The following is a 22,199-nucleotide window of genomic DNA, read 5'->3' on the forward strand; positions in this document are numbered from 1 at the left end:
CTACCAGCGCAGCAGGACGAGTTCGGAGCAGAAGCCGGGGCCCATCGCGATGAGCAGCCCGGGGGTGCCCGGCGGCGGGGGCCGCAGGGCGAGCGTGTCGCGCAGGACGTGCAGCACCGAGGAGGACGACAGGTTGCCGATGTCCTCCAGCGACCGCCAGGTGAGGTCGAGCGCGCCCTCGGGCAGGTCGAGGGTCTCGGCGACGGCCTGCAGCACCTTCGGCCCGCCGGGATGGCAGACCCACGCGGTCACCTCCCGCGCGGTGAGGCCGTGGTCGCGCAGGAAGCCGTGGACGTCGTCGGCGAGGTGGGCGCGTACGACCTCCGGGACCCCGGCGTCGAGCACCACCCGGAATCCGGTGTCGCGGACCTCCCAGCCCATCACCGTCTCGGTCCCCGGATAGAGGTGGCCGCGGGTGGCGACGACGGCCGGCCCGTACGGCCGGTCCGCCGCCGTGGAGGAGGGGTGCTCGGGGCCGCAGGCGACCACGGCGGCGGCACCGTCGCCGAACAGCCCGCTCGCCACGAGGTTGACCGTGGAGGCGTCGCCGCGCTGCAGGGTGAGGGAGCACAGCTCGACCGACAGCAGCACGGCCACGTGGCCGGGCCATCCCCGCAGGTAGTCGTGCAGCCGGGCGATCCCGGCGGCCCCCGCCACGCAGCCGAGGCCGAAGACCGGTACCCGCTTGACGTCGGGCCTGAGCCCGAGGCGGGTGGCCAGCCTGGCGTCCACGGACGGCGCGGCGATGCCGGTGACCGACGTGAACATGATCATGTCCACGTCGGCGCCCGTGAGCCCGGCCGCCTCCAGCGCCCCGCCCACCGCCTCGGCGCCGAGGTCCACCGCGGCCTCGATGAAGGCGGCGTTGGCGGTCCCGAAGCCGTCCAGCTTGGCGTACTGCTCCAGTGGCAGCGCCAGGTTGCGGTGGCCCACGCGGGCGGAGGTGTGCAACCGGTCGAGCAGCCGCCGGTCGGCGCCCGGAGGGAGGCATATCCGTGCGAACGCGTCCGTGATCTCGGACTGGGGGTAACGGTTGGGGGGAAGGGCACCGCGGACAGCTGCGATTCGGGTCATATGGATTCCCGGTCTGCTGACAGTGGGGACATCTCTGTCTTTGCCCATCGCGCCCACCGGCATACCTTGCCGCCGAAGGGCGGGAGTCGCGGACGCTTTCCTACGTGGGAGAACACCGCCGGTAATTGCAGTGAGATGTCCGACATTTCATCTGGTGTCGTCCTAAATGCGCCGCTGCAAGGCGGCACCGTCCGGGGCTCGGAGGAGAGCGCCGGACGGCGCCGGGTGCCGATGTCAGAGGCGCACGCGGACGTCGGGCAGAGGTTCGGCCATGCGGGCGTTCGCTCGCACGGCGGGCGGCACGGGGTCGGCCGGGGGGGCGCACGTGGCGTCCGGGCCGGGCCTGCTCGCGGGCAGTGAGCCGTCGGCGAGGTAGGCCGCCAGATACCCGTCGAGGCAGGTGTTGCCGTTGAGGCTGATGCCGTGGTTGCCGCCGCCCGCCTCGACCACCAGCCGCGAGGAGGGCAGGAGGCGGTGCATCTCCACCCCGCCGTCGTACGGCGTCGCGGCGTCCTTGGTCGCCTGGAACAGCAGCACCGGCGGCAGGCCGCGCCCGGAGATGGGCAGGGCCTCGGCGGACCTGGCGGGCCAGCTCAGGCACGGCGCGTTGAACCAGGCGTTGCCCCAGGTCATGAAGGGCGCGACGGCATGGCTCGCGTGGTTGTCGTGGTGCCACTTCGCCCAGCTCCGCGGCCATCCGGCGTCGGTGCAGGACGTGGCGAGGTACAGCGCGTGGCTGCTGTCGTCGGCGTTGGCGGCGAGCCCTCCGTAGAGAGTGGCGAGGTAGTCGATGTCGCCGGCCTCGTACCGGGACAGCCCCATCGCGAGGTAGTGCCAGACCGAGTTGGTGTAGCCGCCGACCAGGTAGGTGTCGTCCAGTTCGTCGGGCCCCACCTCCTTCGCGACGGGAGCGGTCTTCAGCTTGCCGCGGATCTCGTAGTACTTCTTCTCCACGGCGGAGCCGGTGCCGCCCAGGTGGTAGACCGAGTCGTACCTGGCGACCCAGGCGAAGAAGTCCTTGGCGCGCGCGTCGAAGGCGCGGTCCTGGTCGAGGTTGTCGTCGTACCACACTCCGCTCGGCCGTACGACGCTGTCGAGCACCAGGCGCTTGACCCTGGAGGGGAACAGCGTGGCGTACGTCGCGCCGAGGTAGGTGCCCCACGAGTAGCCGAAGAAGCTGAGCTTGTCCTGGCCGAGGGCCGCGCGGATGCTGTCGAGGTCGCGGGCGGAGTCGACGGTCGTCATGTGGGCCAGCAGGCCGCCGAAGGCCTTGCCGCACCTGGCGGAGAAGCCGGCCGCCCTGGCCAGCCACGAGCGTTCGTCGTCGGTGCCCGCCGGCACGTAGTCGGGGCGCACGGGGGAGTCGTACCCGGACCCGCAGGTCAGCCGGGGCTCGCTCCGCCCGGCCCCGCGCGGGTCGAAACCGATCAGGTCGTAGGCCGCCGAGGCCTTCTCGGCCACGCTCCCGCCGAACCACTTCGGAGCGGATATCCCGCTCGCCCCCGGACCGCCGGGGTTCAGCAGGAGGATGCCCTGGTACCGGTCGTCGGGCACCGTGTGCTTCTTGCGGCTGAGCGCCAGGTTGATCTTCTCGCCGGACGGGCGGGAGTGGTCGAGCGGCACGGAGATCTTCGCGCACTCCAGCCCCTCGAGCTTGCCGGTGCACGGCGCCCAGGCGACGGCGGCGGCCGGCTCGGCCGTGGCGCCGACGGGCGGCGCGGCGATGGTGACGCTCAGACCGACGCCGGCAATGGCCAGCGTGGCGACGGTCTTCTTCATATCAGCCCCTTCGGTGCCCGCGGCCCTTCATCGGCGCCGGCTTACGGCATCACCAGGCCGATTTTTCAACTGCGACGCGGGTGAACGCGGTACCGATCGGAAGCGTTATCGAAACGAAATATCAACAATTACGGTTACGGTACCCGGGTGCGGCGGTCATTCGTGTGGATAACCAATTCGGATAGCGTATTTCTCGAAATATCGGGCATCGGGGTTATCGTTCACCCGGCGGATCCCGTCACCGCTCCGCGGCGGCCCGCAGGTACGCCTCCCGCAGACCGTCCCGCAGCGCCCGCGAGTCGTGGCCCGCCGCCGCCGCGGACGCCCGCTCGCCCCACCTCGCCCGCACCCGCTCGTCCTCCAGCTCGCGCAGCAGTTCGACGTACTCGTTCACCGTACGCCCCGGCAGATAGGCGTCCTTGAGCCAGTCCCGGTAGCACGGGAGGTCCGGCAGCACGAGCGGCAGCCCGGCCACGGCCGCCTCCAGCGTGGCCAGGCCGAAGGTCTCGTGCTTGGACGGCAGGAAGAACACGTCCGCCGCGGCGCAGTACTTGAACACCTCCTCCCGCGGCACCAGGCCCGTGAAGACGACGTTCTCCGGCGGGTTCTCCCGCAGCCGCGTCAGATCGTGCCGCGCGTCGGACAGCATGCCGAACTGCATCCCGCCCACCCAGACGAACCGCAGATGGGGCAGGCTCCTGGCGCAAGCGACGAACTCCTCCACGCCCTTCCTCGGCTGGATCTGGCCCACCCCGAGGACCACCGGCCGCCCGTCCCACCCGAACCCGCGCCGCAGCGCCGGACGGCGGGCCGCCAGCGACCGGATGCGCTTCTCGTCGATCGCGTTGGCCGCGAGCACGATCGGCCCGCGCACCCCGAGCTCCTCCAGCTCCAGCGTGGTCGCCCCGCTCACCGACAGCACCAGCGTGGCGAGGTCGAAGACCCGCCTCATGTACCAGCGGACGGGCCCCCTGGCCAGATGGGCGCCCTTGATGCTGCCGAGGAGCGTGCCGGGCGTGACGTGGGCGCTGATCAGGCTCGGCCCGCGGTGCGCCAGCATCCGCAGCGCCGCGAACGGCCCCATCGTGTGCACGTGGAGCACCACGTTCCGGCCGTAGGCCCGCACACCGGAAACGCATTCGAATTCCGGCATCTGGTTTATCGCCCGGATGCTTTCCTCGAAGACGCTGTGCACCCCGTGCCCGCGCACGGTGAAGACGGACTCCGACATCACGCTCACCGGTATCGGCGGGGCCTTGCCTTCCGGTTCGCCGGGGGAAATCGGATCGATGGGGGATGGGGTTTCGGGGCGCCGTCTCGACGCCTTCAGTTGCGGGCGGATTCGCCGAATACGTCCACGTACCGCGGTCACAGCCGCAATGCTAGGCGAATGCCGATGTTCATAAATGGCGATAAACCGGCGGAATGACTGCTTTTAGGTGAACGACAAGCCCGCCGCCGTTCACCTCCGACCGAAAGACCCTCAGGCACCGCGCCGCCTCGCGCACCGTCCGCCGCGGGCCAGGGCGTGCGGGTGGATCCCCGTGGCTCGCAGGTTCGTCCGCAGCCGGCGGACCTCCCAGGGGTGCGGCGGCTTCTCGTAGCGGACCTGTTCATGATGCGCCCCGCCCAGGGACCGGTGGACCCGTTCATGATGCGCCGCGGTCCCGGGGGAGGTCATCTCATTTACCCGTCCGTGCGGGCCGCGGAGTGGCCTTGTCCCAGTCGTCGAGGCCGGCCTCCGACAGCACGACGTCGAAGGCGAGCTCCGCCGCGCCGCGCAGGCTGCCGTCCGCGGGGAAGGCGGCCCGGGCCAGCGGGGGCGCGTCCTCGCGCCGGAAGGCCATCAGGCCCGTACGGTAGGCGGCCCGCAGTGCCGGGCCGGCGAGGTCCAGGACCGCCATGGCGAGGCCGGAGAGCGTCACCACCTGCGGGTCCAGCGCGTTGACCAGCCCCGCGACACCCCGGCCGAGGTTGCGCGCGATCTGGTCGACGGCGGCGCGGGCCGCGTGGTCGCCCTGCCGGGCCCGTGCGAACACGGCGTCGGCGGCGCTTCGCGGTGCGGCCGGAGGAGGGTCGCCGAGGAGGCGGGCGAGCGCGCGGCCGTCCACCTCCAGGTCCCAGCAGCCGCGGGCGCCGCACGGGCATGCCCTGGACGGGTCGCCGAATGGCATGTGCCCGAACTCCCCGCTCGCGCCGGTCGCGCCCGTGGCCGCGCGGCCGCGCTCCAGCAGGACGCCGCCGATGCCCACCTCCACGGTCAGGTAGAGGGCCACCTCCGCGCCCACCGCCGCCCCCCTCCGCGCCTCGGCCACGCCCGCCATCGTGGCGTCGTTGCCGACCACGACGGGCGGAGGCGAGGCGAGCGCCAGGCCGCCGAGCACGTCGACGTCGTGCCAGCCGAGCGTGGCCGCGCCCATCAGGCGTCCGTGGCTGACCGTGCCCGGGACGGAGACGCCGATCGCCCGCAGCCGCGTCCCGTACGCCGTCCGGACCTGCTCCAGGGCCGCGGCGACCCCGGTGAGGACCTGTTCGGGGGCGGGGGCGCGGTGGGCCTCCCGGCGCAGGTGGTCGAGCTCGCCGCCCAGATGGGCCACCGCCAGCCGCCAGCCCTCGTGGGAGACGTCCACCACCGCCACGACCGGCCCCTCGGCGTGGCGGTGCACCACGCGGGTGGGACGGCCGCGGGCGCCGGTCGGCGCGGCGTCGCTCTCGTCCACCAGGCGCAGCGCGTGGAGCCGGCCGACGATCTCGGTCGCCGAGCCGCGGCTCAGGCCGAGGTCGCGGGCCAGCTGGGCCCGGGTCGTGGAGGGGTGGGCGTGCACGTGCCGCAGCACCGCGAGCATGCCCTGCACCTGGATGGCCCGTGCTCGCCCGACCTCGCCGATTTCCATGTACGGGATTGTGCCAAGAGTCCCGCCGATTTATGCTCGCATCACGAGCAAAATCGGAGGAAGCCGTGACAACCGTTCTCGGGCTGGTGGCCGGGGCCCTGACCACCGCGTGCTGGCTCCCGCAGCTTCGGCGGTCCTGGCGCACGCGGTCGACCGACGACCTTTCCTGGACCTACCTGGTCATGCTGAGCACGGGGGTCGGCATGTGGTTCACCTACGGCATCGCCATGGCGGACGTCGCGGTCATGGCGTCCAACGCCATCACGCTGGCCGCCCTGGCCGTGCTCATCACCATCAAGGCCACCCAGCGCGCCCGCGAGGCACGGGCGTGAGGGAGAAAGGGGGCGTCCTCGTGCCGGTGGGGGGAGCGAACGGAATGGACACGGATGTGCGGGCGGTGCTGCTCGACATGGACGGCACGCTGGTCGACTCCGACGCGGCGGTGGAGCGATCCTGGCGGGCCTGGGGAGAACGCAACGGGATGCTGGAGGAGGTGCTGGCGGCGGACCTGCACGGATTCCCCGCCCGCGTCATGATCCGCCGCCTGGCCCCCCACCTGTCCGACGAGGAGGTGGCGCTCGCGGTCGAGAGCATGGTCGACATCGAGTGCGCCGACCTCGACGGCGTCACGGCCACCCAGGGCGCCCGGGAGCTCCTCGACGTCCTCACCGGACGCGGGCTGCCGTGGGCGGTCGTCACCGGGGCCGGCACGCGCCTGGCCCGCGCGCGGCTCGGCGCCGCCGGCATCGAGCCGCCGCTGCTGGTCTCGGTGGACGACGTGACCCGCGCCAAGCCCGACCCGGAGGCCTACCTGCACGCGGCGGCGCTCCTCGGCGTCGCCCCCGCCGGCTGCCTGGTCGTCGAGGACTCCGCCCCGGGCATCGCGGCCGGACGGGCCGCCGGGATGACCGTCGCCGCCCTCCGCGGCCTCCCGGCGGACCTCCCGATCGCCCACCTGGGCGAACTGGCCGACACCCTGCGGCGTCAGGCGCCCGCGGCGACAGCGTGATCGGCGGGCGGGACTCCTGGGTGCGGCCGGGCTCTCCCGTGCCGGGACGGGAGAGCCGTGCGCCGCGTCAGCCCTTGTAGTTGAAGATCTGCCGCAGGGTGTGCCGTACCTCCACCAGGTCGGTCTGGTCCGCCATCACCTGGTCGATCGGCTTGTACGCGTCGGGGTGCTCGTCCACCAGGGCGGCGGCGCGGTCGGCGTTCCAGGTGCGGCCGCGCATCGCCTGGCTGAGAGAGGTGGCCGACAGCTCCCGCCTCGCCTTGGTGCGGGACATGCGCCGGCCCGCGCCGTGCGAGCAGGAGTTGTACGACTCGGGGTTCCCCCGGCCGCGCACGATGTACGAGCGGGTGCCCATGGAGCCGGGGATCACCCCTTCGTCCCCCGTGTCGGCCTTGATCGCCCCCTTACGGGTGATCCAGAGGGACCTGCCGTAGTGGGTCTCCTGCTGGGTGAAATTGTGGTGACAGTTGATCGTGCGGACCCGCTGTCCCTTGCCGGCCACCCTGAACAGGGCGTTGACCAGCACCTTGTCCATGCGGGCGCGGGAGGCCATGGCGTAGCGCTGGGCCCAGAGCATGTCCTCGATGTAGGCGGTGAACTCCGGCGTGCTCTGGACCAGGTAGGCCAGGTCCGGGTCCTCGAGGCCGATCTCCTGCTTCTTCATCAGCTTCTTGGCGTTCACGATGTGCATCGTGGCCAGCTGGTTGCCGATGCCGCGGGAACCCGAGTGCAGCACCGTCCAGACCCGGTCGCGCTCGTCGAGGCAGACCTCGACGAAGTGGTTGCCGGAGCCGAGGGTGCCGAACTGGTCGGCCACCTTCCTGGTCTGCTTCGGGGTGAGGTCGGTGCAGGGGAGTCCGAGGTCGCCGAGGGTGCGGTCCACCGACGGGTCGTCGTGTCCCTTGCCGACGCCGGCGGGGATGCGGTGCTCCACCATCGGCATGAGGGCGGCCAGGGTCTCGGGCAGGTCGGAGGCGGTGAGCGTCGTCTCGGTGGCCACCATGCCGCAGCCGATGTCCACCCCGACGGCGGCCGGGATGATCGCGTTCTCGGTGGGGATGACCGAGCCGACCGTCGCGCCGATGCCGACGTGCGCGTCGGGCATGAGGGCGACGTGGCCGGAGACGAACGGCAGGCGGGCGGTGCGCGCGGCCTGCGCGATCGCGCCTTCGTCGATCTCGCTGGCCCACGACAGCAGGTTCGGTGCGGGCTGGTTCGGCATGAAATTGATCTCCTCACTGGACGTGGGATCAGTGTGGGGCGGCCGGAGAGGAAATCCCAGCCATTTAATCGCCCGCGCCCGCTCCGCCCGGCACTGGACGAGGACTGTGATGTGTGCCATCGTGTCCACGCGCGCACCGCCCGAGCCGGGCCGCCGGGCGCGTGCCCCTCCCGCCGCGCGACGGGCTTCGCCTGGTAGGCCAGGTATCAATCGCGAAACATCCTTGACACATACTGGATGTGAACGTTAACAATTAACGCACTCACGTCCGGTGCATCGGCATGGGTGAAAGCACGGCCCATCGAAGGAGACGGGGACAGGACCATGGTTCGTAACGCCCACCGCTCACCCGTCATGGCGGACGTGGCGCGGCTCGCCGGCGTCTCCCACCAGACCGTCTCGCGGGTGCTCAACGACCACCCCAACGTCCGCCCCGAGACGCGCGAGAGGGTGCTGGCCGCCATCGAGGGGCTGGGCTACCGGCGCAACTCCACCGCCCGCGCCCTGGTCACCCGGCGCACCAACACCCTCGGCGTGGTCGCCTTCGACACCACTCTGTACGGCCCGGCGAGCACCCTGTACGGCATCGAGCGGGCGGCGCGCGAGGCCGGGTACTTCGTCAGTATCGTCAGCCTGCGCGAGCTGACCCGTGACGACCTCGCGGAGGCGCTCGACCACCTCGCCCGCCAGCAGGTCGACGGCCTGGTGGTCATCGCCCCGCAGAGCGCCGTCGCGGTGGCGCTCGCCGAGATGCCTCAGCAGGTGCCCGTGGTCACCGTGGAGGGCGACGCCGACGTCGGCCTGCCGGTGGTCAACGTCGACCAGCGCAAGGGAGGGGTGCTGGTGACCGAGCACCTGCTGAGGCTCGGCCACCGCACGGTGTGGCACGTCTCCGGCCCGCAGGACTGGCTGGAGGCCCAGGGGCGCATGGAGGGCTGGCGCGAGACGCTGGCCGCCGCCGGGGCCGAGGTCCCCGAGCCGCTGTGGGGCGACTGGAGCCCCCGCTCCGGGTACCGCTGCGGCCAGCTCCTCGCAGGGATGCCCGACCTCACCGCGGTGTTCGTGGCCAACGACCAGATGGCCCTCGGCGTCCTGCGCGCGCTGGACGAGGCGCGCATCCGCGTGCCGGACGACGTCAGCGTGGTGGGCTTCGACGACATCCCCGAGTCGGAGTTCTTCGCCCCGCCGCTGACCACGGTCGCGCAGAACTTCTCCGAGGTCGGCCGCAAGGCGATCGAGCTCCTGCTCGACGCGCTGGCCGAGGAGGCGACGGACCGGCGGGACGCGGCGCCCGGCGGCGCGGACGACGGCCAGGCCCGGACGGCGCCGCCCCCGCACGTCGTGGTGCAGCCCCACCTGGTGGTCCGGCGCAGCTCCGGTCCGCCGCGCACGACCTGATCGGCCCGCCCGGGTTCCGGGCAGTCTCGGCACCCGGGCCGTACGAGACCCCCACGACCACCTGACCCCCACGATCCCCGGACCCGCGCGACCCCGCCGGGTCGTCCCCAGCCGCAACTTCGCGAACCGTCCCCAATCCACAAGGAGTGCCCATGGGTGATGTTAACGCTAACACCGCCTACGTAGTCGGAGTCGACTTCGGCACGCTGTCCGGCCGGGCCGTGGTCGTCTCCGTCGAGGACGGCACCGAACTCGGCAGCGCGGTCCACGAGTACCCGAACGCCGTCATCGACGCGGTGCTCCCGTCCTCGGGCGCCACGCTCCCGGGCGACTGGGCGCTGCAGGACCCGGAGGACTACCGCGAGGTGCTCCGGAACGCGGTGCCCGCCGCCGTCGCGGCCAGCGGCGTCGACCCCGCCCGGATCATCGGCATCGCCACCGACTTCACCGCCTGCACCGTGCTGCCCGTCCTCGCCGACGGCACGCCGCTGTGCGAGATCTCCGAGCTGCGCGACCGCCCGCACGCCTACCCCAAACTGTGGCGCCACCACGCCGCCCAGGCGCAGGCCAACCGCATCAACGACCTCGCGCACGAGCGGGGAGAGCCCTGGATCGGCCGGTACGGCGGCAAGATCTCCTCCGAGTGGCAGTTCGCCAAGGCCCTGCAGGTGCTGGAGGAGGACCCCGAGATCTACGACCGCATGGAGCGGTGGATCGAGGCGGCCGACTGGATCATCTGGCAGCTGTGCGGCGAGGAGACCCGCAACGCCTGCACCGCCGGGTACAAGGGCGTCTTCCAGGACGGCCGGTACCCCTCCGAGGAGTTCCTGGCCGCGCTGAACCCCCGCTTCGCCGACTTCGCCCGTACCCGCCTGGAACATCCGATCTCGCCGCTCGGCGCCAGGGTCGGGTCGCTGACCGCCGAGGCGGCCAAGTGGACCGGGCTGCCCGAGGGCATCGCGGTGGCCGCCGGCAACGTGGACGCCCACGTGGCCGCGCCCGCGGCCCAGGCCGTCGAGGACGGCCAGATGCTCGCCATCATGGGCACCTCGACCTGCCATGTCATGAACGGCGCCGAGCTGGTCGAGGTGCCGGGCATCTGCGGCGTGGTCGACGGCGGCATCCTGGCCGGCAAGTACGGCTACGAGGCCGGCCAGAGCGGCGTCGGCGACATCTTCGCCTGGTGGCTGCGCCAGGGCCTGCCGGAGCCGTACTACGCGGCGGCGCGGGCCGAGGGGCTGAACGAGCACGAGTACCTCACCAGGCTCGCCGCCGAGCAGCCGGTCGGCGCCCACGGGCTGGTGGCACTGGACTGGCAGAGCGGCAACCGTTCGGTCCTGGTCGACCACCACCTCTCCGGGGTGATCGCCGGGCTGACGCTCGCCACCCGGCCCGAGGAGGTCTACCGGGCGCTGCTGGAGTCGACGGCGTTCGGCGCGCGCAAGATCGTCGAGACGTTCGAGGCGGCGGGCGTGCCGGTGACGGAGTTCATCGTCACCGGCGGCCTGAAGAAGAACACCTTCCTCATGCAGGTCTACGCCGACGTGCTGCGCCGCCCCATCGGCATCGGCACCTCCGAGCAGGGGCCGGCCCTCGGCTCGGCGATCCACGCGGCGGTCGCCGCCGGGGCGTACCCGGACGTGCGCGCCGCCGCGGCGGCGATGGGCGGCTGCGAGCGCGGGGCCTACCTGCCGGACCCGGCGCGGGCCGACGTCTACGACCGCCTGTACGCCGAGTACGTCCGGCTGCACGACTACTTCGGCGTCGGCGACGATCTCATGCCGCACCGGCTGCGGGAGATCAGGGACGCGGCCCTGGCGGGCGGCCGGTCCTCAGCACCCGTTTCCGCGGCTTATGCTCACGGCACCGCCGACGGGAGCCAGCAACAGGCTGTCAAGTCCGTAGTTTCGAAAGGCGAGGTTCCGAACTCATGACCATGACCGCCGCGCTCGTCGGCACGGTGAGAGACCTCCGCGAACAGGTGGCCGCGCTGCACGCCGAGCTGGTCCGCTACCAGCTGGTCGTGTGGACCGCCGGCAACGTGTCCGCCCGGGTGCCCGGTCACGACCTGATGATCATCAAGCCGAGCGGGGTGTCGTACGACGATCTCACGCCCGAGTCGATGATCCTGTGTGATCTCGACGGCAACGTGGTCGAGGGAGACCACTCGCCGTCGAGCGACACCGCCGCCCACGCCTACGTCTACCGGGCGATGCCCGGGGTGGGCGGCGTCGTGCACACCCACTCGACCTACGCCTGCGCCTGGGCCGCGCGGCACGAGCCCATCCCGTGCGTGCTCACGGCGATGGCCGACGAGTTCGGCGGGGAGATCCCGGTCGGGCCGTTCGCGCTCATCGGGGACGACTCGATCGGCAGGGGCATCGTCGAGACGCTGTCGGGTCACCGCTCCCCGGCGGTCCTGATGGCGGGCCATGGGGTCTTCACCATCGGAAAGGACGCCCGCGCCGCCGTGAAGGCCGCCGTGATGTGCGAGGACGTGGCGCGCAGCGTCCACATCTCGCGCCAGCTCGGCGAGCCGCGCCCGATCGCCCAGGAACACATCGACCGGCTGTACGACCGCTACCAGAACGTCTACGGGCAGCGCCAAGCCTCTGGCCTCGGTTCATCGTGACGAAATCTTCACGCTACCTACCGGTAGCGATCAACGCCGGGTGCGGCTACCTTACACGTACTCACAAAAACCACCACACTCGCTCATATACCGCGATGTATTGCGACGGTCCCCGTCGGGAAACCCCCATCCGCAAGGAGATAGAGAAGTGAAACTCACGAGACTGGCGACGGTGGCCTCCACCGTCGCGCTCGCGGCACTCCTGACCGCGTGCGGCTCCAGCCAGAAGACCGTCGACGCCCAGGCCTCGGCGAGCGGTGCGGCCGGCAACAGTGGCGCCCTCGTCGGCGTCACCATGCCGACCAAGTCGTCCGAGCGCTGGATCCACGACGGCGACAATGTCAAGTCGAGCCTGGAGAAGCTGGGCTACAAGGTCGACCTGCAGTACGCCGAGAACGACATCCCCACGCAGGTCAACCAGATCGAGAACCAGATCACCAAGGGCGCCAAGCTCCTGATCATCGCCTCGATCGACGGCACGGCCATCACCACGCAGCTGCAGGAGGCGGCCGACAAGCACATCCCGGTCATCTCCTACGACCGCCTGATCCGCAACAGCCCCAACGTCGACTACTACGCCACCTTCGACAACTTCAAGGTCGGCGTCCAGCAGGCCACCTCGCTGCTGGTCGGCCTGAAGCTGAAGAACGCCGACGGCGGCGACGGCAGCGCCAAGGGCCCGTTCAACGTCGAGCTGTTCGCCGGCTCGCCCGACGACAACAACGCCACCTTCTTCTTCAACGGCGCCATGTCGGTGCTCAAGCCCTACATCGACAAGGGCACCCTGAAGGTCCAGAGCGGCCAGACCGACTTCAAGACCGTCGCCATCCTCCGCTGGGACCCGGCCACCGCGCAGAAGCGCATGGAGGACCTGCTCACCAAGACCTACAGCGGCGGCAAGAAGGTCGACGGCGTGCTGTCGCCGTACGACGGCCTGTCGATCGGCATCCTGTCGGCCCTCAAGAGCAACGGCTACGGCACCTCCGGCCAGCCGTACCCGATCGTGACCGGCCAGGACGCCGAGCTGGCCTCCGTGAAGTCGATCATCGCGGGCGAGCAGTACTCCACGATCTACAAGGACACCCGCAAGCTGGCCGACGTCACCGTCAAGATGGCCGACACCGTGCTCAAGGGCGGCAAGCCCGAGGTGAACAACACCACCGACTACAACAACGGCAACAAGGTCGTCCCCTCGTACCTGCTGCAGCCGGTGATCGTCGACAAGACGAACTACGAGAAGGAACTCGTCGAGACCGGCTACTACACCCAGTCGCAGCTGGGCTGATCCAACGGGGTGCGGCGCCCGGCGAGGAGCCGCACCCCGCCGCGACATCCCCTGAGGGACGTGAACCAGATGACCGACGACATCCTGCGGATGCGTGGAATCACCAAGACGTTTCCCGGAGTCAAGGCGCTCCAGGACGTCAACCTGTCGGTGCGCCGGGGCGAGATCCACGCCATCTGCGGTGAGAACGGCGCGGGCAAGTCGACCCTGATGAAGGTGCTGTCGGGGGTCTACCCCCACGGCTCCTACGAGGGCGAGATCTTCTTCGACGGCGAGCCGTGCCGCTTCTCCGGCATCCGAGACAGCGAGCACCGCGGCATCGTCATCATCCACCAGGAACTGGCGCTGTGCCCCCAGCTGTCGATCGCCGAGAACATCTTCCTCGGCAACGAGCAGGCCGACCGCGGCCTGATCGACTGGAACCGCACCAACCACGAGGCCGGCAAGCTCCTCGCCCGGGTGGGCCTGCCCGAGAACCCCGTGACCCAGGTGTCCGACATCGGCGTGGGCAAGCAGCAGCTCGTGGAGATCGCCAAGGCGCTGTCGAAGAAGGTGCGCCTGCTCATCCTCGACGAGCCGACGGCCGCGCTGAACGACGAGGACTCCGCCCACCTGCTCGACCTGCTGCGCGGGCTGCGTGACGAGGGCATCACCTCGGTGATCATCTCGCACAAGCTCAACGAGGTCACCGCGATCGCCGACTCCATCACCATCCTGCGCGACGGGCGCACGATCGAGACGATGGACATGAAGACCGACGAGGTCACCGAGGACCGCATCATCTCGGGCATGGTCGGCCGCGACCTGGAGTCCCGCTTCCCGCCTCACGAGCCGAAGATCGGCGAGGAGGCGCTGCGCATCGAGGACTGGACGGTGCACAGCCCCACCGTGCGCGGCCGCAAGGTCGTCTCCGGGGCCGGCCTGTACGTCCGCCGCGGCGAGATCGTCGGGCTCGCGGGCCTGATGGGCGCCGGTCGCACCGAGCTCGCGATGAGCGTCTTCGGCCGCTCCTACGGCGTCGACATCTCCGGCCGCGTCTACCGCGACGGGAAGCAGGTCGAGATCCGCACGGTGCGCGACGCCATCAGGCACGGCATCGCCTACGCCACCGAGGACCGCAAGCGCTACGGGCTCAACCTCATCGACGACATCAAGCGCAACATCTCGGCCGCCCGGCTCTCCAAGCTGGCCCGCCGTGGCTGGATCAACGAGAACGAGGAGTACAAGGTCGCCGAGGAGTTCCGCGGGAGCATGAACATCAAGGCTCCCGGCGTCTCCAGCATCACCGGCAAGCTCAGCGGCGGCAACCAGCAGAAGGTCGTGCTGTCGAAGTGGATCTTCTCCGACGCCGACGTGCTGATCCTCGACGAGCCGACCCGCGGCATCGACGTGGGGGCCAAGTACGAGATCTACACGATCATCAACCGCCTGGCCGACGAGGGCAAGGCGATCCTGGTCATCTCGTCGGAGCTGCCCGAACTCCTGGGTCTGTGCGACCGGATCTACACGCTCTCCGCCGGCCGCATCACCGGCGAGTTCGCCCGCGAGGAAGCCACACAGGAACGCCTGATGCAGTACATGACGAAGGGACAGGAACAGCTCCGATGAGCAGCATCTCACCCGCCGGCGCCGACGTCGCCCCGGGCGCCAAGGACGCGGGCCCCGCCCAGCCGCCGGGCCGGGCCTCGCTGTTCGGCGTATCGCTCAACATCCGCCAGAGCGGCATCTACATAGCCTTCGCGCTCATCGTGGTGCTGTTCTCGGTGCTCACCGGCGGTGCTCTGCTCGAACCGCAGAACATCTCCAACATCATCGTGCAGAACTCCTACATCCTGATCCTGTCCATCGGGATGATCCTCATCATCATCGCCGGGCACATCGACCTGTCCGTCGGCTCGGTCGTCGCCGTCACCGGCGCCATCGCGGCCGTGCTCATGGTGAACTACGGCGTCCCCTGGCCGCTCGCCCTGCTGATCACCCTGATCGCCGGCGCCGCCATCGGCGCCTGGCAGGGCTACTGGATCGCCTACTTCGGCATCCCGGCGTTCATCGTCACCCTGGCCGGCATGCTGCTGTTCCGCGCGCTGACCCTCACCGTGCTCGGCAACCAGGGCATCGGCCCCTTCCCCGACCAGGTCCGCACGCTGGCCAACGGCTTCACCGACGGCTACCTCGGCAACATCGGCCTCGGCCCGCTCGGCGGCGCCGACCTGTTCAGCCTGATCGTCGGCATCCTCGCCGTCGCCGGCATGGCCGTGTCCCAGTGGCGCAACCGCTCGGCCCGCCTGGGCTACCGCCAGAGCGTCGACCCCTTCCCGGTCTTCCTGCTGAAGATCATCGGTTCGGCCGTGGTGATCATGGCGATCGTGGTGCAGCTCGCCCGCTTCAAGAACCTCCCGTGGGTTCTGGTGCTGCTCGCGGCCCTCGTGCTCGGCTACTCGCTGCTCACCAACCGCGCCGTCTTCGGCCGCCGCATCTACGCCATCGGCGGCAACCTCCAGGCGGCGATGCTGTCCGGCGTCAAGGTCAAGTCGGTCGTCTTCTGGCTGTTCGTCAACATGGGCGTGCTGGCCGCGGTGGCCGGCGTCATCTTCGCCGGACGCCTCAACCAGGCCGGTCCGACCGCGGGCAACTCCTTCGAGCTGGACGCCATCGCGGCGGCGTTCATCGGCGGCGCGGCCGTCCAGGGCGGCGTCGGCCGGGTCGTCGGCGCGATCACCGGTGGTCTGATCATGGGTGTCATCAACAACGGCATGTCGCTCATCGGCGCGCCCAGCGAGCGGGTCATGCTCGTCAAGGGCGCCGTCCTGCTCGCCGCGGTCGCCTTCGACGTGTGGACCAAGCGGCGCGCCGGCTCGGCCGCCCAGTAGCCGCCCGCGGCCCGGTGCCGAGGGAGGGCACCGGGGACGCGCGGCGTCCCTCTCACCGGCGCGGCGGCCCGTGGCCGCCCGCGCCCGGAATGCGGTGGGGTGCCCCCGATGTTGCCTGGGGGAGCCAGGTCTGGTGCGAGCGCGCCCGCGTGCGCGCCGTACTCTGGTGGTTCGAGCGACAGCAGAGCAGGCACGACAGGAGGCCCCCGGTGCTCGTTGACTCCTTCGGGCGAGTGGCGACGGACCTTCGTGTCTCGTTGACCGACCGGTGCAACCTCCGCTGCACCTACTGCATGCCGCCCGAAGGGCTCGACTGGCTCCCCAAGCCCGACCTGCTGACCGCCGACGAGATCTGCCGCCTGGTGGCCATCGGCGTCGAACGGCTCGGCATCACCGAGGTGCGCTACACCGGCGGCGAGCCGCTGCTGCGCCGCGAGCTGGTCGACATCGTCGGGCGGACGGCGGCGCTGCGGCCCCGTCCGCAGGTCTCGATCACCTCCAACGGCATCGGCCTGGCCCGGCTCGCCGCGCCGCTGGCCGCGGCGGGTCTCGACCGGGTCAACATCTCGCTCGACACCCTCGACCGCGACACCTTCGTCAAGCTCGCGCACCGCGACCGGCTCGCCGACGTCCTGGCCGGTCTCGAGGCCGCCGACGAGGCCGGCCTGCGGCCGGTGAAGGTCAACAGCGTCCTGATGCGCGACGTCAACGACGCCGAGGCGGTGCCGCTGCTGCGGTTCTGCCTGGAGCACGGGTACGAGCTGCGGTTCATCGAGCAGATGCCGCTCGACGCGCAGCACGGCTGGCGCCGCGAGAACATGGTGACGGCCGAGGAGATCCTCGACCGGCTGTCGGCCCGCTTCGAGCTCACCCCCGACGACCCCGCCGAGCGGGGGAGCGCTCCGGCCGAGGTCTTCCTGGTCGACGGCGGGCCCGCGCGCGTGGGCGTCATCGGCTCGGTCACCCGGCCGTTCTGCGGCGCCTGCGACCGGGTGCGGCTGACCGCCGACGGCCAGATCCGCAACTGCCTGTTCGCCACCGAGGAGTCCGACCTGCGCAAGGCCATGCGCTCGGGCGCCTCCGACGACGAGCTCGCCGAGCGCTGGACGGCCGCCGTGCGCGGCAAGCGGGCCGGGCACGGCATCGACGATCCGAGCTTCCTGCAGCCGGCCCGCCCGATGTCGGCCATCGGCGGCTGAGGTGCCCCCCGGCCCCGGCGGGCGCCCGGCGCACGACGCTTCGGGCGGGCGCGGCGGGCGCGGCCCGGTGTACGAGTTCTCCGGCGGGCGCGCGGGAGGCGGCCCGGTGTACGACGCCGTGGTGCTGGCGGGGGGCGCCGCGCGGCGCCTCGGCGGAGGCGACAAGCCGGGCGTGCGCGTGGGCGGCCTGACGCTCGTCGAGCGGGTCGCCGCGGCCGTCCCGGACGCCGCCCGCCTGATCGTGGTCGGTCCCGCCTACCCCGGTCTGCCGCGCGCCCTGTTCGTCCGTGAGGACCCTCCCGGCGGCGGTCCCGTGCCGGCCCTGCGCGCGGGCCTCGCGGTCTCCCGCGCCCCCTTCGTGGCCCTGCTGGCCGCCGATCTGCCGTTCCTGCTTCCCGGGCACCTCGCCGCGCTGCTGTCGGCCGCCGCGACGGGCCCTGGCGCCGTCCTCGTCGACGACGAGGGCCACGACCAGTGGCTCACCGGGGTCTGGCGCACCGAGACGCTCAGCGCCGCCCTGGCCGCCTACGAGGGAGGATCCCTGCGCGGGCTGCTCGGCCCCCTGGAGCCGGTACGGCTGGCGCTGCCGGTGGGCGACGACGGCCGCGTTCCATGGTTCGATTGCGACACGATGGACGATGTGCGGTACGCCAGGAATCACATCAGCACCACGACCGACAAACCCTGAAAAATCATCGATCGAGCGGTGAATGCGGCTTATCCCGCTCGCCAATTTCGGACGAAGGGGATGCTATGAACGTGCTGGCCGAATGGACGGCTCTGGTCTGCAAGGAACTCGGCATCGACCCGGAGAAAGTCGACCGCGACGCGGTTCTCGACCTCACCCGGGACGTCGCCCACGGCGTCGCCCGGCCGGCGGCGCCACTCACGGCGTACCTGCTCGGGCTGGCCCAGGGCGCGGGCACCGCGCCGCCGGACGCGGTCGAGCGGCTGTCGGCGCTGGCGGGAAACTGGGGCCGGGCCACAGCGGAGACGCTCGGCGATTCATGAGCCCCGCTCGAAAATGATATGCGGGGGATTTGAGCCGGGAATGGGCGACGCCGGGTGGTTACGGGGGCAAACCACCCGGCGTCGCTTCATCGGCGTTCCGACGGGGGCCCGGAACGCCGGCACGAGCGCTCCGACGGGGGACCAGAGCGCTTGTCTAAAGCGTACACCTACTACCCATGGGGTGAGTCAAGACTTTGTCACGACCCGATCTCGCGTCGGTGGCGTGGTATCTCGTTTTGGTTAGGTGTCTCGGAGTCGAAGGTCGAGGGGACACCGCGACTCGGCTGGTTCGCCCCGATCACGGCAAAGTACGGCAAGAAGATCGCTCCGGCCACGAACAGCGCCCGCACGGGCCACGGTACGTTGAGCACGGCGGCCAGGATCAAGCAGATGACGCGGATTCCCATCTGGATGAAATAGACCTTCTCCCGGCGCCCGATGTCGGCCGTGAGCGACGGCTGTGCGTCTGTGACCTGGTGGACGACCGGACGACGGCGCTGCCATACCTTCACACGAACCACCGTAGTCCCCCGCAAGGACGGTCATGACGGCGGCCGCGCGCCGGTGGACCGTCATACGATCAAGGCCGACGGAAGGAGAGGTGGATGAGCGATCGTACCTACCGCGTGACCGAGATCGTCGGCACGTCACCCGAGAGCGTCGACCAGGCGATCCGCAACGGGATACGCCGCGCCGCCGAGACCCTGCGGCACCTCGACTGGTTCGAGGTGACCGAGATACGCGGCCACATCCAGGACGGCGAGATCGGCCACTACCAGGTCGGCATGAAGGTCGGCTTCCGCCTGGAGGACTCCTGACCGCGGGACGCTGACGGCCGTCCGTCAGCCCCCGCCGGAAGCACCGGTGGGGCGGCCCCGGCGACGGGACCGCCCCACCATGGGCCGTGAGGGTCAGCTGGCCTGGCTGACCGTCGACATGTTGAAGTCGGCCACCCGCACCGGCGGCATGATCGTGCGGTTGAAGTAGTCGTTCCACTCGCGGGGGAGGGTGCGCTCCTCCGGGCCGATCTCGGTGATCCGGCCGAGCATGTCGACCGGGCTCTCGTTGAACCGGAAGTTGTTGACCTCGCCGACCACCTCGCCGTTCTCGACGAGGTAGACCCCGTCGCGGGTGAGCCCGGTCAGCAGCAGCGACTGCGGGTCGACCTCGCGGATGTACCACAGGCAGGTCAGCAGCAGCCCCCGCTCGGTGGAGGCGACCATCTCCTCCAGCGAGCGCCCGCCGCCCGGCCCCTGCATGATGAGGTTGTCGATGTGCGGGGTCGCCGCGAGCCCGGTGAGCTCGGCGGAGTAACGCGTCTGCAGCAGCGACGCCAGCGACCCGTCGCGGATCCAGTCGGTCGAGGCCAGCGGCAGCCCGTTGTCGAAGACCGACCGCTCGCGGCTGCCCGCGTGCGCCACCACGAACGGCGCGCACTCCACACCCTGCGCCGCCGGGTCGCTGTAGAGCCGGATCGGCATGCCGGACAGCGACTCGCCGACCCGGGTGCCCCCGCCCGGCTTGGAGAACACCGTGCGGCCGTCGGCGGCGTCGCGCGCGCCCGTCGACCAGTACAGGTAGATCATCAGGTCGGCCACGGCCCCGGGCGGCAGGAGCGTCTCGTACCGGCCCGGCGGCAGGTCCACGCGCCGCTTGGCCCAGTCGAGACGGCGTGCCAGCGTGGCGTCGAGCGCGGCCACGTCGACGTCGGCGAAGTCCTTGGTGGCGACGCCCGTCCAGGCCGACCGGCCCATGTCGGACGATTTGGCGTTGAGCTCCAGACGGCCGGTCGGCTGGTCGTGACGCAGCCGCAGGCCACTGGAGGAGCCGAGGAACGTCGAGGTCAGGGTGTGCTCGGCGAAGCCGTACAGCTTGCGGTCGGCGGTCTCGGCCACCGCGAACGCCTCGCCCAGCGCCGGGGCGAACTCGCCGAACACGCCGATCGAGGTGAACTCGGCCGGGCGGTCCCAGTCGGGCGACTGGGAGGAGCCGAGCAGCGGCCGGGCGTCCTCGGCGGGCGGCGCCTCGTGGGAGGCCAGGTCGGCCGCGGTGACGATGTCGGCGAGCTGCTCGGGACGCACGGCCGAGCGCGACACGACGCCGACCCCCCGCCCGGTGATCGAGATCGCCGTGACCTGGGACGAGCGCGCCACGCCGTTGGTGGTCAGGGTGTTGCCGGCGAAGCGGAGGTTCGCGGTGGACCCCTCGTCGACGATCACGACGCATTCGTCGGCCTTGCTCAGGGCAAGGGCCCGCTCGACGGTCTCCTGAGGAGTCACTTTCCACCCTCCTGAACGGTGTTGAGTATCTTGACCCCGCGGAACAGCGCGGACGGGCACCCGTGGCTGACCGGCGCCACCTGGCCCGGCTGGCCCTTGCCGCAGTTGAAGGCGCCGCCCAGCACGTACGTCTGCGGGCCGCCGACGGCCTCCATGGAGCGCCAGAAGTCGGTCGTGGTGGCCTGGTAGGCGACATCGCGCACCTGGCCGGTCAGCCGGCCGTTCTCGATGCTGTAGAACCGCTGGCCGGTGAACTGGAAGTTGTAGCGCTGCATGTCGATGGACCAGCTCTTGTCGCCCAGGACGTAGATGCCGCGCTCCACCCGGGAGATGAGCTCGTCGGTCGAGGGACCGTCGACGGCCGGCTGCAGGGAGACGTTGGCCATGCGCTGGATCGCGACGTGGCCGGGGGAGTCGGCGAAGGCGCAGCCGTTGGAGACGCCGAAGCCCTTCAGCAGCGCCATGCGGCGGTCGAGCTGGTAACCCACCAGGGTGCCCTCGCGCACGATGTCGAACTGCCGCGTCGCGACGCCCTCGTCGTCGTAGCCGATGGAGGCCAGGCCGTGCTCGGCGGTGCGGTCGCCGGTGACGTTCATGACCGGGGAGCCGTACCGCAGGGAGCCGAGCTTGTCGAAGGTGGCGAAGCTGGTGCCGGCGTAGGCCGCCTCGTAGCCGAGCGCGCGGTCGAGCTCGGTGGCGTGGCCGATCGACTCGTGGATCGTCAGCCACAGGTTGGACGGGTGGATGACCAGGTCGTAGGTGCCGGCCTCCACCGACGGCGCCTTGAGCTTCTCCTCCAGCAGCTCGGGCAGCGTCGCCAGCTCGCCGGGGAAGTCCCAGCCGGTGCCGGTGAGGTATTCGTAGCCGCGGCCCGCCGGTGGCGCCAGCGTGCGCATGTCGTCGAAGCGGCCGTCGACCGCCGCCATGACCGTCAGCACCGGGTGGACGCGCACCCGCTGCTGAGTGGTGTCGGTGCCGGCGGTGTCGGCGTAGAACTTCTGCTCCTTGACCTGCAGGAGCGCGGCGGTGACGTGGTCGACGCGAGGGTCCTTCAGCAGGCCGCCCGACCAGTCGGCCAGCAGGTCGGCCTTGTCCTTCATGGGGACGGTGAACGGGTCGACGTCGTAGGAGGAGACCCACGTGGCGCCCGCGTGGACCGGCTCGGGGGCCAGATGGACGGGCTCGCGGTTGACGGCGGCGGCCACCTCGGCCACCCGGACGGCCTGCTCGGCCACCGCGGCGGCGGCCTCGGGCGTCAGCTCGATGCCCGCCGCGAAACCCCAGGTGCCGCCGTGGACGACGCGCACGGCGTAACCGAGGTCGTCGGCGTCCATGGAGCCCTCGAGGCGGGCGTCGAAAAGGCTCAGGGTCTCGCCGCGGACCCGCTCCAGCCGGAAGTCGGCATGCTCGGCGCCCAGGTCACGGGCACGCTGAAGGGCCGCGTCCGCCAGCTGCCGCAGCGGCAGGGCGAGAAAGTCGGGATCGATCTGGCGCATGTCCACGATCCTAGCCCTGTGATCTTGTACGGCGCGGATAAGGGTTTACCT

General features: G+C 71.0%; 20 protein-coding genes. 12 read left to right on the forward strand and 8 right to left on the reverse strand.

From position 1 onward, the window contains the following. The 4 genes from KIK05_RS12860 to KIK05_RS12875 all read right to left on the reverse strand — a co-directional run bounded on the left by KIK05_RS12860 (position 1) and on the right by KIK05_RS12875 (position 5,747). Positions 1–1,074 carry a type III polyketide synthase gene (locus KIK05_RS12860; protein ID WP_214410897.1) on the reverse strand — a complete coding sequence of 358 codons (1,074 nt, stop codon included), beginning with the start codon at positions 1,072–1,074 and terminating at the stop codon, positions 1–3. 234 nt (positions 1,075–1,308) lie between these two features. Next, a complete protein-coding gene (locus tag KIK05_RS12865) occupies positions 1,309–2,853 on the reverse strand; it encodes an alpha/beta hydrolase (protein ID WP_214410898.1) in 1,545 nt (514 codons plus the stop codon). Between the two features lie 238 nt (positions 2,854–3,091). Continuing rightward, complete coding sequence (locus tag KIK05_RS12870; RefSeq protein WP_214410899.1) at positions 3,092–4,084, reverse strand: glycosyltransferase; 993 nt, start codon at positions 4,082–4,084, stop codon at positions 3,092–3,094. A 451-nt stretch (positions 4,085–4,535) separates the two neighbouring features. Then, positions 4,536–5,747 carry an ROK family transcriptional regulator gene (locus KIK05_RS12875; protein ID WP_214410900.1) on the reverse strand — a complete coding sequence of 404 codons (1,212 nt, stop codon included), beginning with the start codon at positions 5,745–5,747 and terminating at the stop codon, positions 4,536–4,538. A 65-nt stretch (positions 5,748–5,812) separates the two neighbouring features. Here KIK05_RS12875 and KIK05_RS12880 point away from each other — a divergent pair, with 65 nt between their 5' ends. Both KIK05_RS12880 and KIK05_RS12885 read left to right on the forward strand, forming a co-directional pair. Then, entirely contained in the window at positions 5,813–6,079 is a 267-nt protein-coding gene (locus KIK05_RS12880; protein WP_214410901.1) for a SemiSWEET family sugar transporter, read from the forward strand. 44 nt (positions 6,080–6,123) lie between these two features. Then, a complete protein-coding gene (locus tag KIK05_RS12885; RefSeq protein WP_214410902.1) occupies positions 6,124–6,756 on the forward strand; it encodes an HAD-IA family hydrolase in 633 nt (210 codons plus the stop codon). Between the two features lie 67 nt (positions 6,757–6,823). On the opposite strand, the gene KIK05_RS12890 is transcribed toward KIK05_RS12885, so the two are convergent. Beyond that, positions 6,824–7,978 (reverse strand): RtcB family protein, encoded by a 1,155-nt coding sequence (locus KIK05_RS12890; RefSeq protein ID WP_214410903.1) that lies wholly within the window; start codon positions 7,976–7,978, stop codon positions 6,824–6,826. A gap of 324 nt (positions 7,979–8,302) precedes the next feature. Between KIK05_RS12890 and KIK05_RS12895 the strand changes: the two genes are divergently transcribed. The 9 genes from KIK05_RS12895 (at position 8,303) to KIK05_RS12935 (ending at position 18,373) form a co-directional block, all read left to right on the forward strand. After that, the gene (locus KIK05_RS12895; protein WP_250562699.1) at positions 8,303–9,376 is read left to right on the forward strand and encodes a LacI family DNA-binding transcriptional regulator; all 1,074 of its coding nucleotides are present in this window, start codon (positions 8,303–8,305) and stop codon (positions 9,374–9,376) included. A 152-nt stretch (positions 9,377–9,528) separates the two neighbouring features. Then, positions 9,529–11,310 carry a ribulokinase gene (araB, locus tag KIK05_RS12900; RefSeq protein WP_214410904.1) on the forward strand — a complete coding sequence of 594 codons (1,782 nt, stop codon included), beginning with the start codon at positions 9,529–9,531 and terminating at the stop codon, positions 11,308–11,310. Beyond that, positions 11,307–12,008, forward strand: coding sequence for an L-ribulose-5-phosphate 4-epimerase (locus tag KIK05_RS12905; protein ID WP_214410905.1), 702 nt, complete (start codon positions 11,307–11,309; stop codon positions 12,006–12,008). The genes araB and KIK05_RS12905 overlap by 4 nt, the downstream gene beginning before the upstream one ends. Positions 12,009–12,156: 148 nt before the next feature. After that, positions 12,157–13,293: a multiple monosaccharide ABC transporter substrate-binding protein gene (chvE, locus tag KIK05_RS12910; RefSeq protein ID WP_308249888.1), complete on the forward strand. Its 1,137-nt coding sequence runs from the start codon at positions 12,157–12,159 to the stop codon at positions 13,291–13,293. A gap of 69 nt (positions 13,294–13,362) precedes the next feature. Then, complete coding sequence (gene mmsA / locus KIK05_RS12915; RefSeq protein ID WP_214411049.1) at positions 13,363–14,901, forward strand: multiple monosaccharide ABC transporter ATP-binding protein; 1,539 nt, start codon at positions 13,363–13,365, stop codon at positions 14,899–14,901. After that, a complete protein-coding gene (mmsB, locus tag KIK05_RS12920; protein ID WP_214410906.1) occupies positions 14,898–16,163 on the forward strand; it encodes a multiple monosaccharide ABC transporter permease in 1,266 nt (421 codons plus the stop codon). The genes mmsA and mmsB overlap by 4 nt, the downstream gene beginning before the upstream one ends. A gap of 209 nt (positions 16,164–16,372) precedes the next feature. Further along, entirely contained in the window at positions 16,373–17,362 is a 990-nt protein-coding gene (moaA, locus tag KIK05_RS12925; protein ID WP_214410907.1) for a GTP 3',8-cyclase MoaA, read from the forward strand. Between the two features lies 1 nt (position 17,363). Further along, positions 17,364–18,050 carry a molybdenum cofactor guanylyltransferase gene (gene mobA, locus KIK05_RS12930; RefSeq protein ID WP_372455586.1) on the forward strand — a complete coding sequence of 229 codons (687 nt, stop codon included), beginning with the start codon at positions 17,364–17,366 and terminating at the stop codon, positions 18,048–18,050. 65 nt (positions 18,051–18,115) lie between these two features. After that, positions 18,116–18,373 carry a DUF6457 domain-containing protein gene (locus KIK05_RS12935; protein WP_214410908.1) on the forward strand — a complete coding sequence of 86 codons (258 nt, stop codon included), beginning with the start codon at positions 18,116–18,118 and terminating at the stop codon, positions 18,371–18,373. 197 nt (positions 18,374–18,570) lie between these two features. On the opposite strand, the gene KIK05_RS12940 is transcribed toward KIK05_RS12935, so the two are convergent. Continuing rightward, a complete protein-coding gene (locus KIK05_RS12940) occupies positions 18,571–18,885 on the reverse strand; it encodes a DUF3099 domain-containing protein (RefSeq protein WP_214410909.1) in 315 nt (104 codons plus the stop codon). 93 nt (positions 18,886–18,978) lie between these two features. On the opposite strand from KIK05_RS12940, the gene KIK05_RS12945 reads away from it, so the two are divergent. Next, a complete protein-coding gene (locus KIK05_RS12945) occupies positions 18,979–19,191 on the forward strand; it encodes a dodecin (RefSeq protein WP_214410910.1) in 213 nt (70 codons plus the stop codon). Positions 19,192–19,284: 93 nt separating this feature from the next. Here the strand turns inward: KIK05_RS12945 and KIK05_RS12950 are convergent, their stop codons facing one another. Both KIK05_RS12950 and KIK05_RS12955 read right to left on the reverse strand, forming a co-directional pair. Continuing rightward, positions 19,285–20,652 (reverse strand): metallopeptidase TldD-related protein, encoded by a 1,368-nt coding sequence (locus tag KIK05_RS12950; protein ID WP_214410911.1) that lies wholly within the window; start codon positions 20,650–20,652, stop codon positions 19,285–19,287. Next, the gene (locus KIK05_RS12955) at positions 20,649–22,148 is read right to left on the reverse strand and encodes a TldD/PmbA family protein (RefSeq protein WP_214410912.1); all 1,500 of its coding nucleotides are present in this window, start codon (positions 22,146–22,148) and stop codon (positions 20,649–20,651) included. Before KIK05_RS12955 ends, KIK05_RS12950 begins: the two co-directional genes overlap by 4 nt. Positions 22,149–22,199: the final 51 nt, after the last annotated feature.

The organism is Sphaerisporangium fuscum, assembly GCF_018531465.1.
GTDB lineage: Bacteria > Actinomycetota > Actinomycetes > Streptosporangiales > Streptosporangiaceae > Sphaerisporangium > Sphaerisporangium fuscum.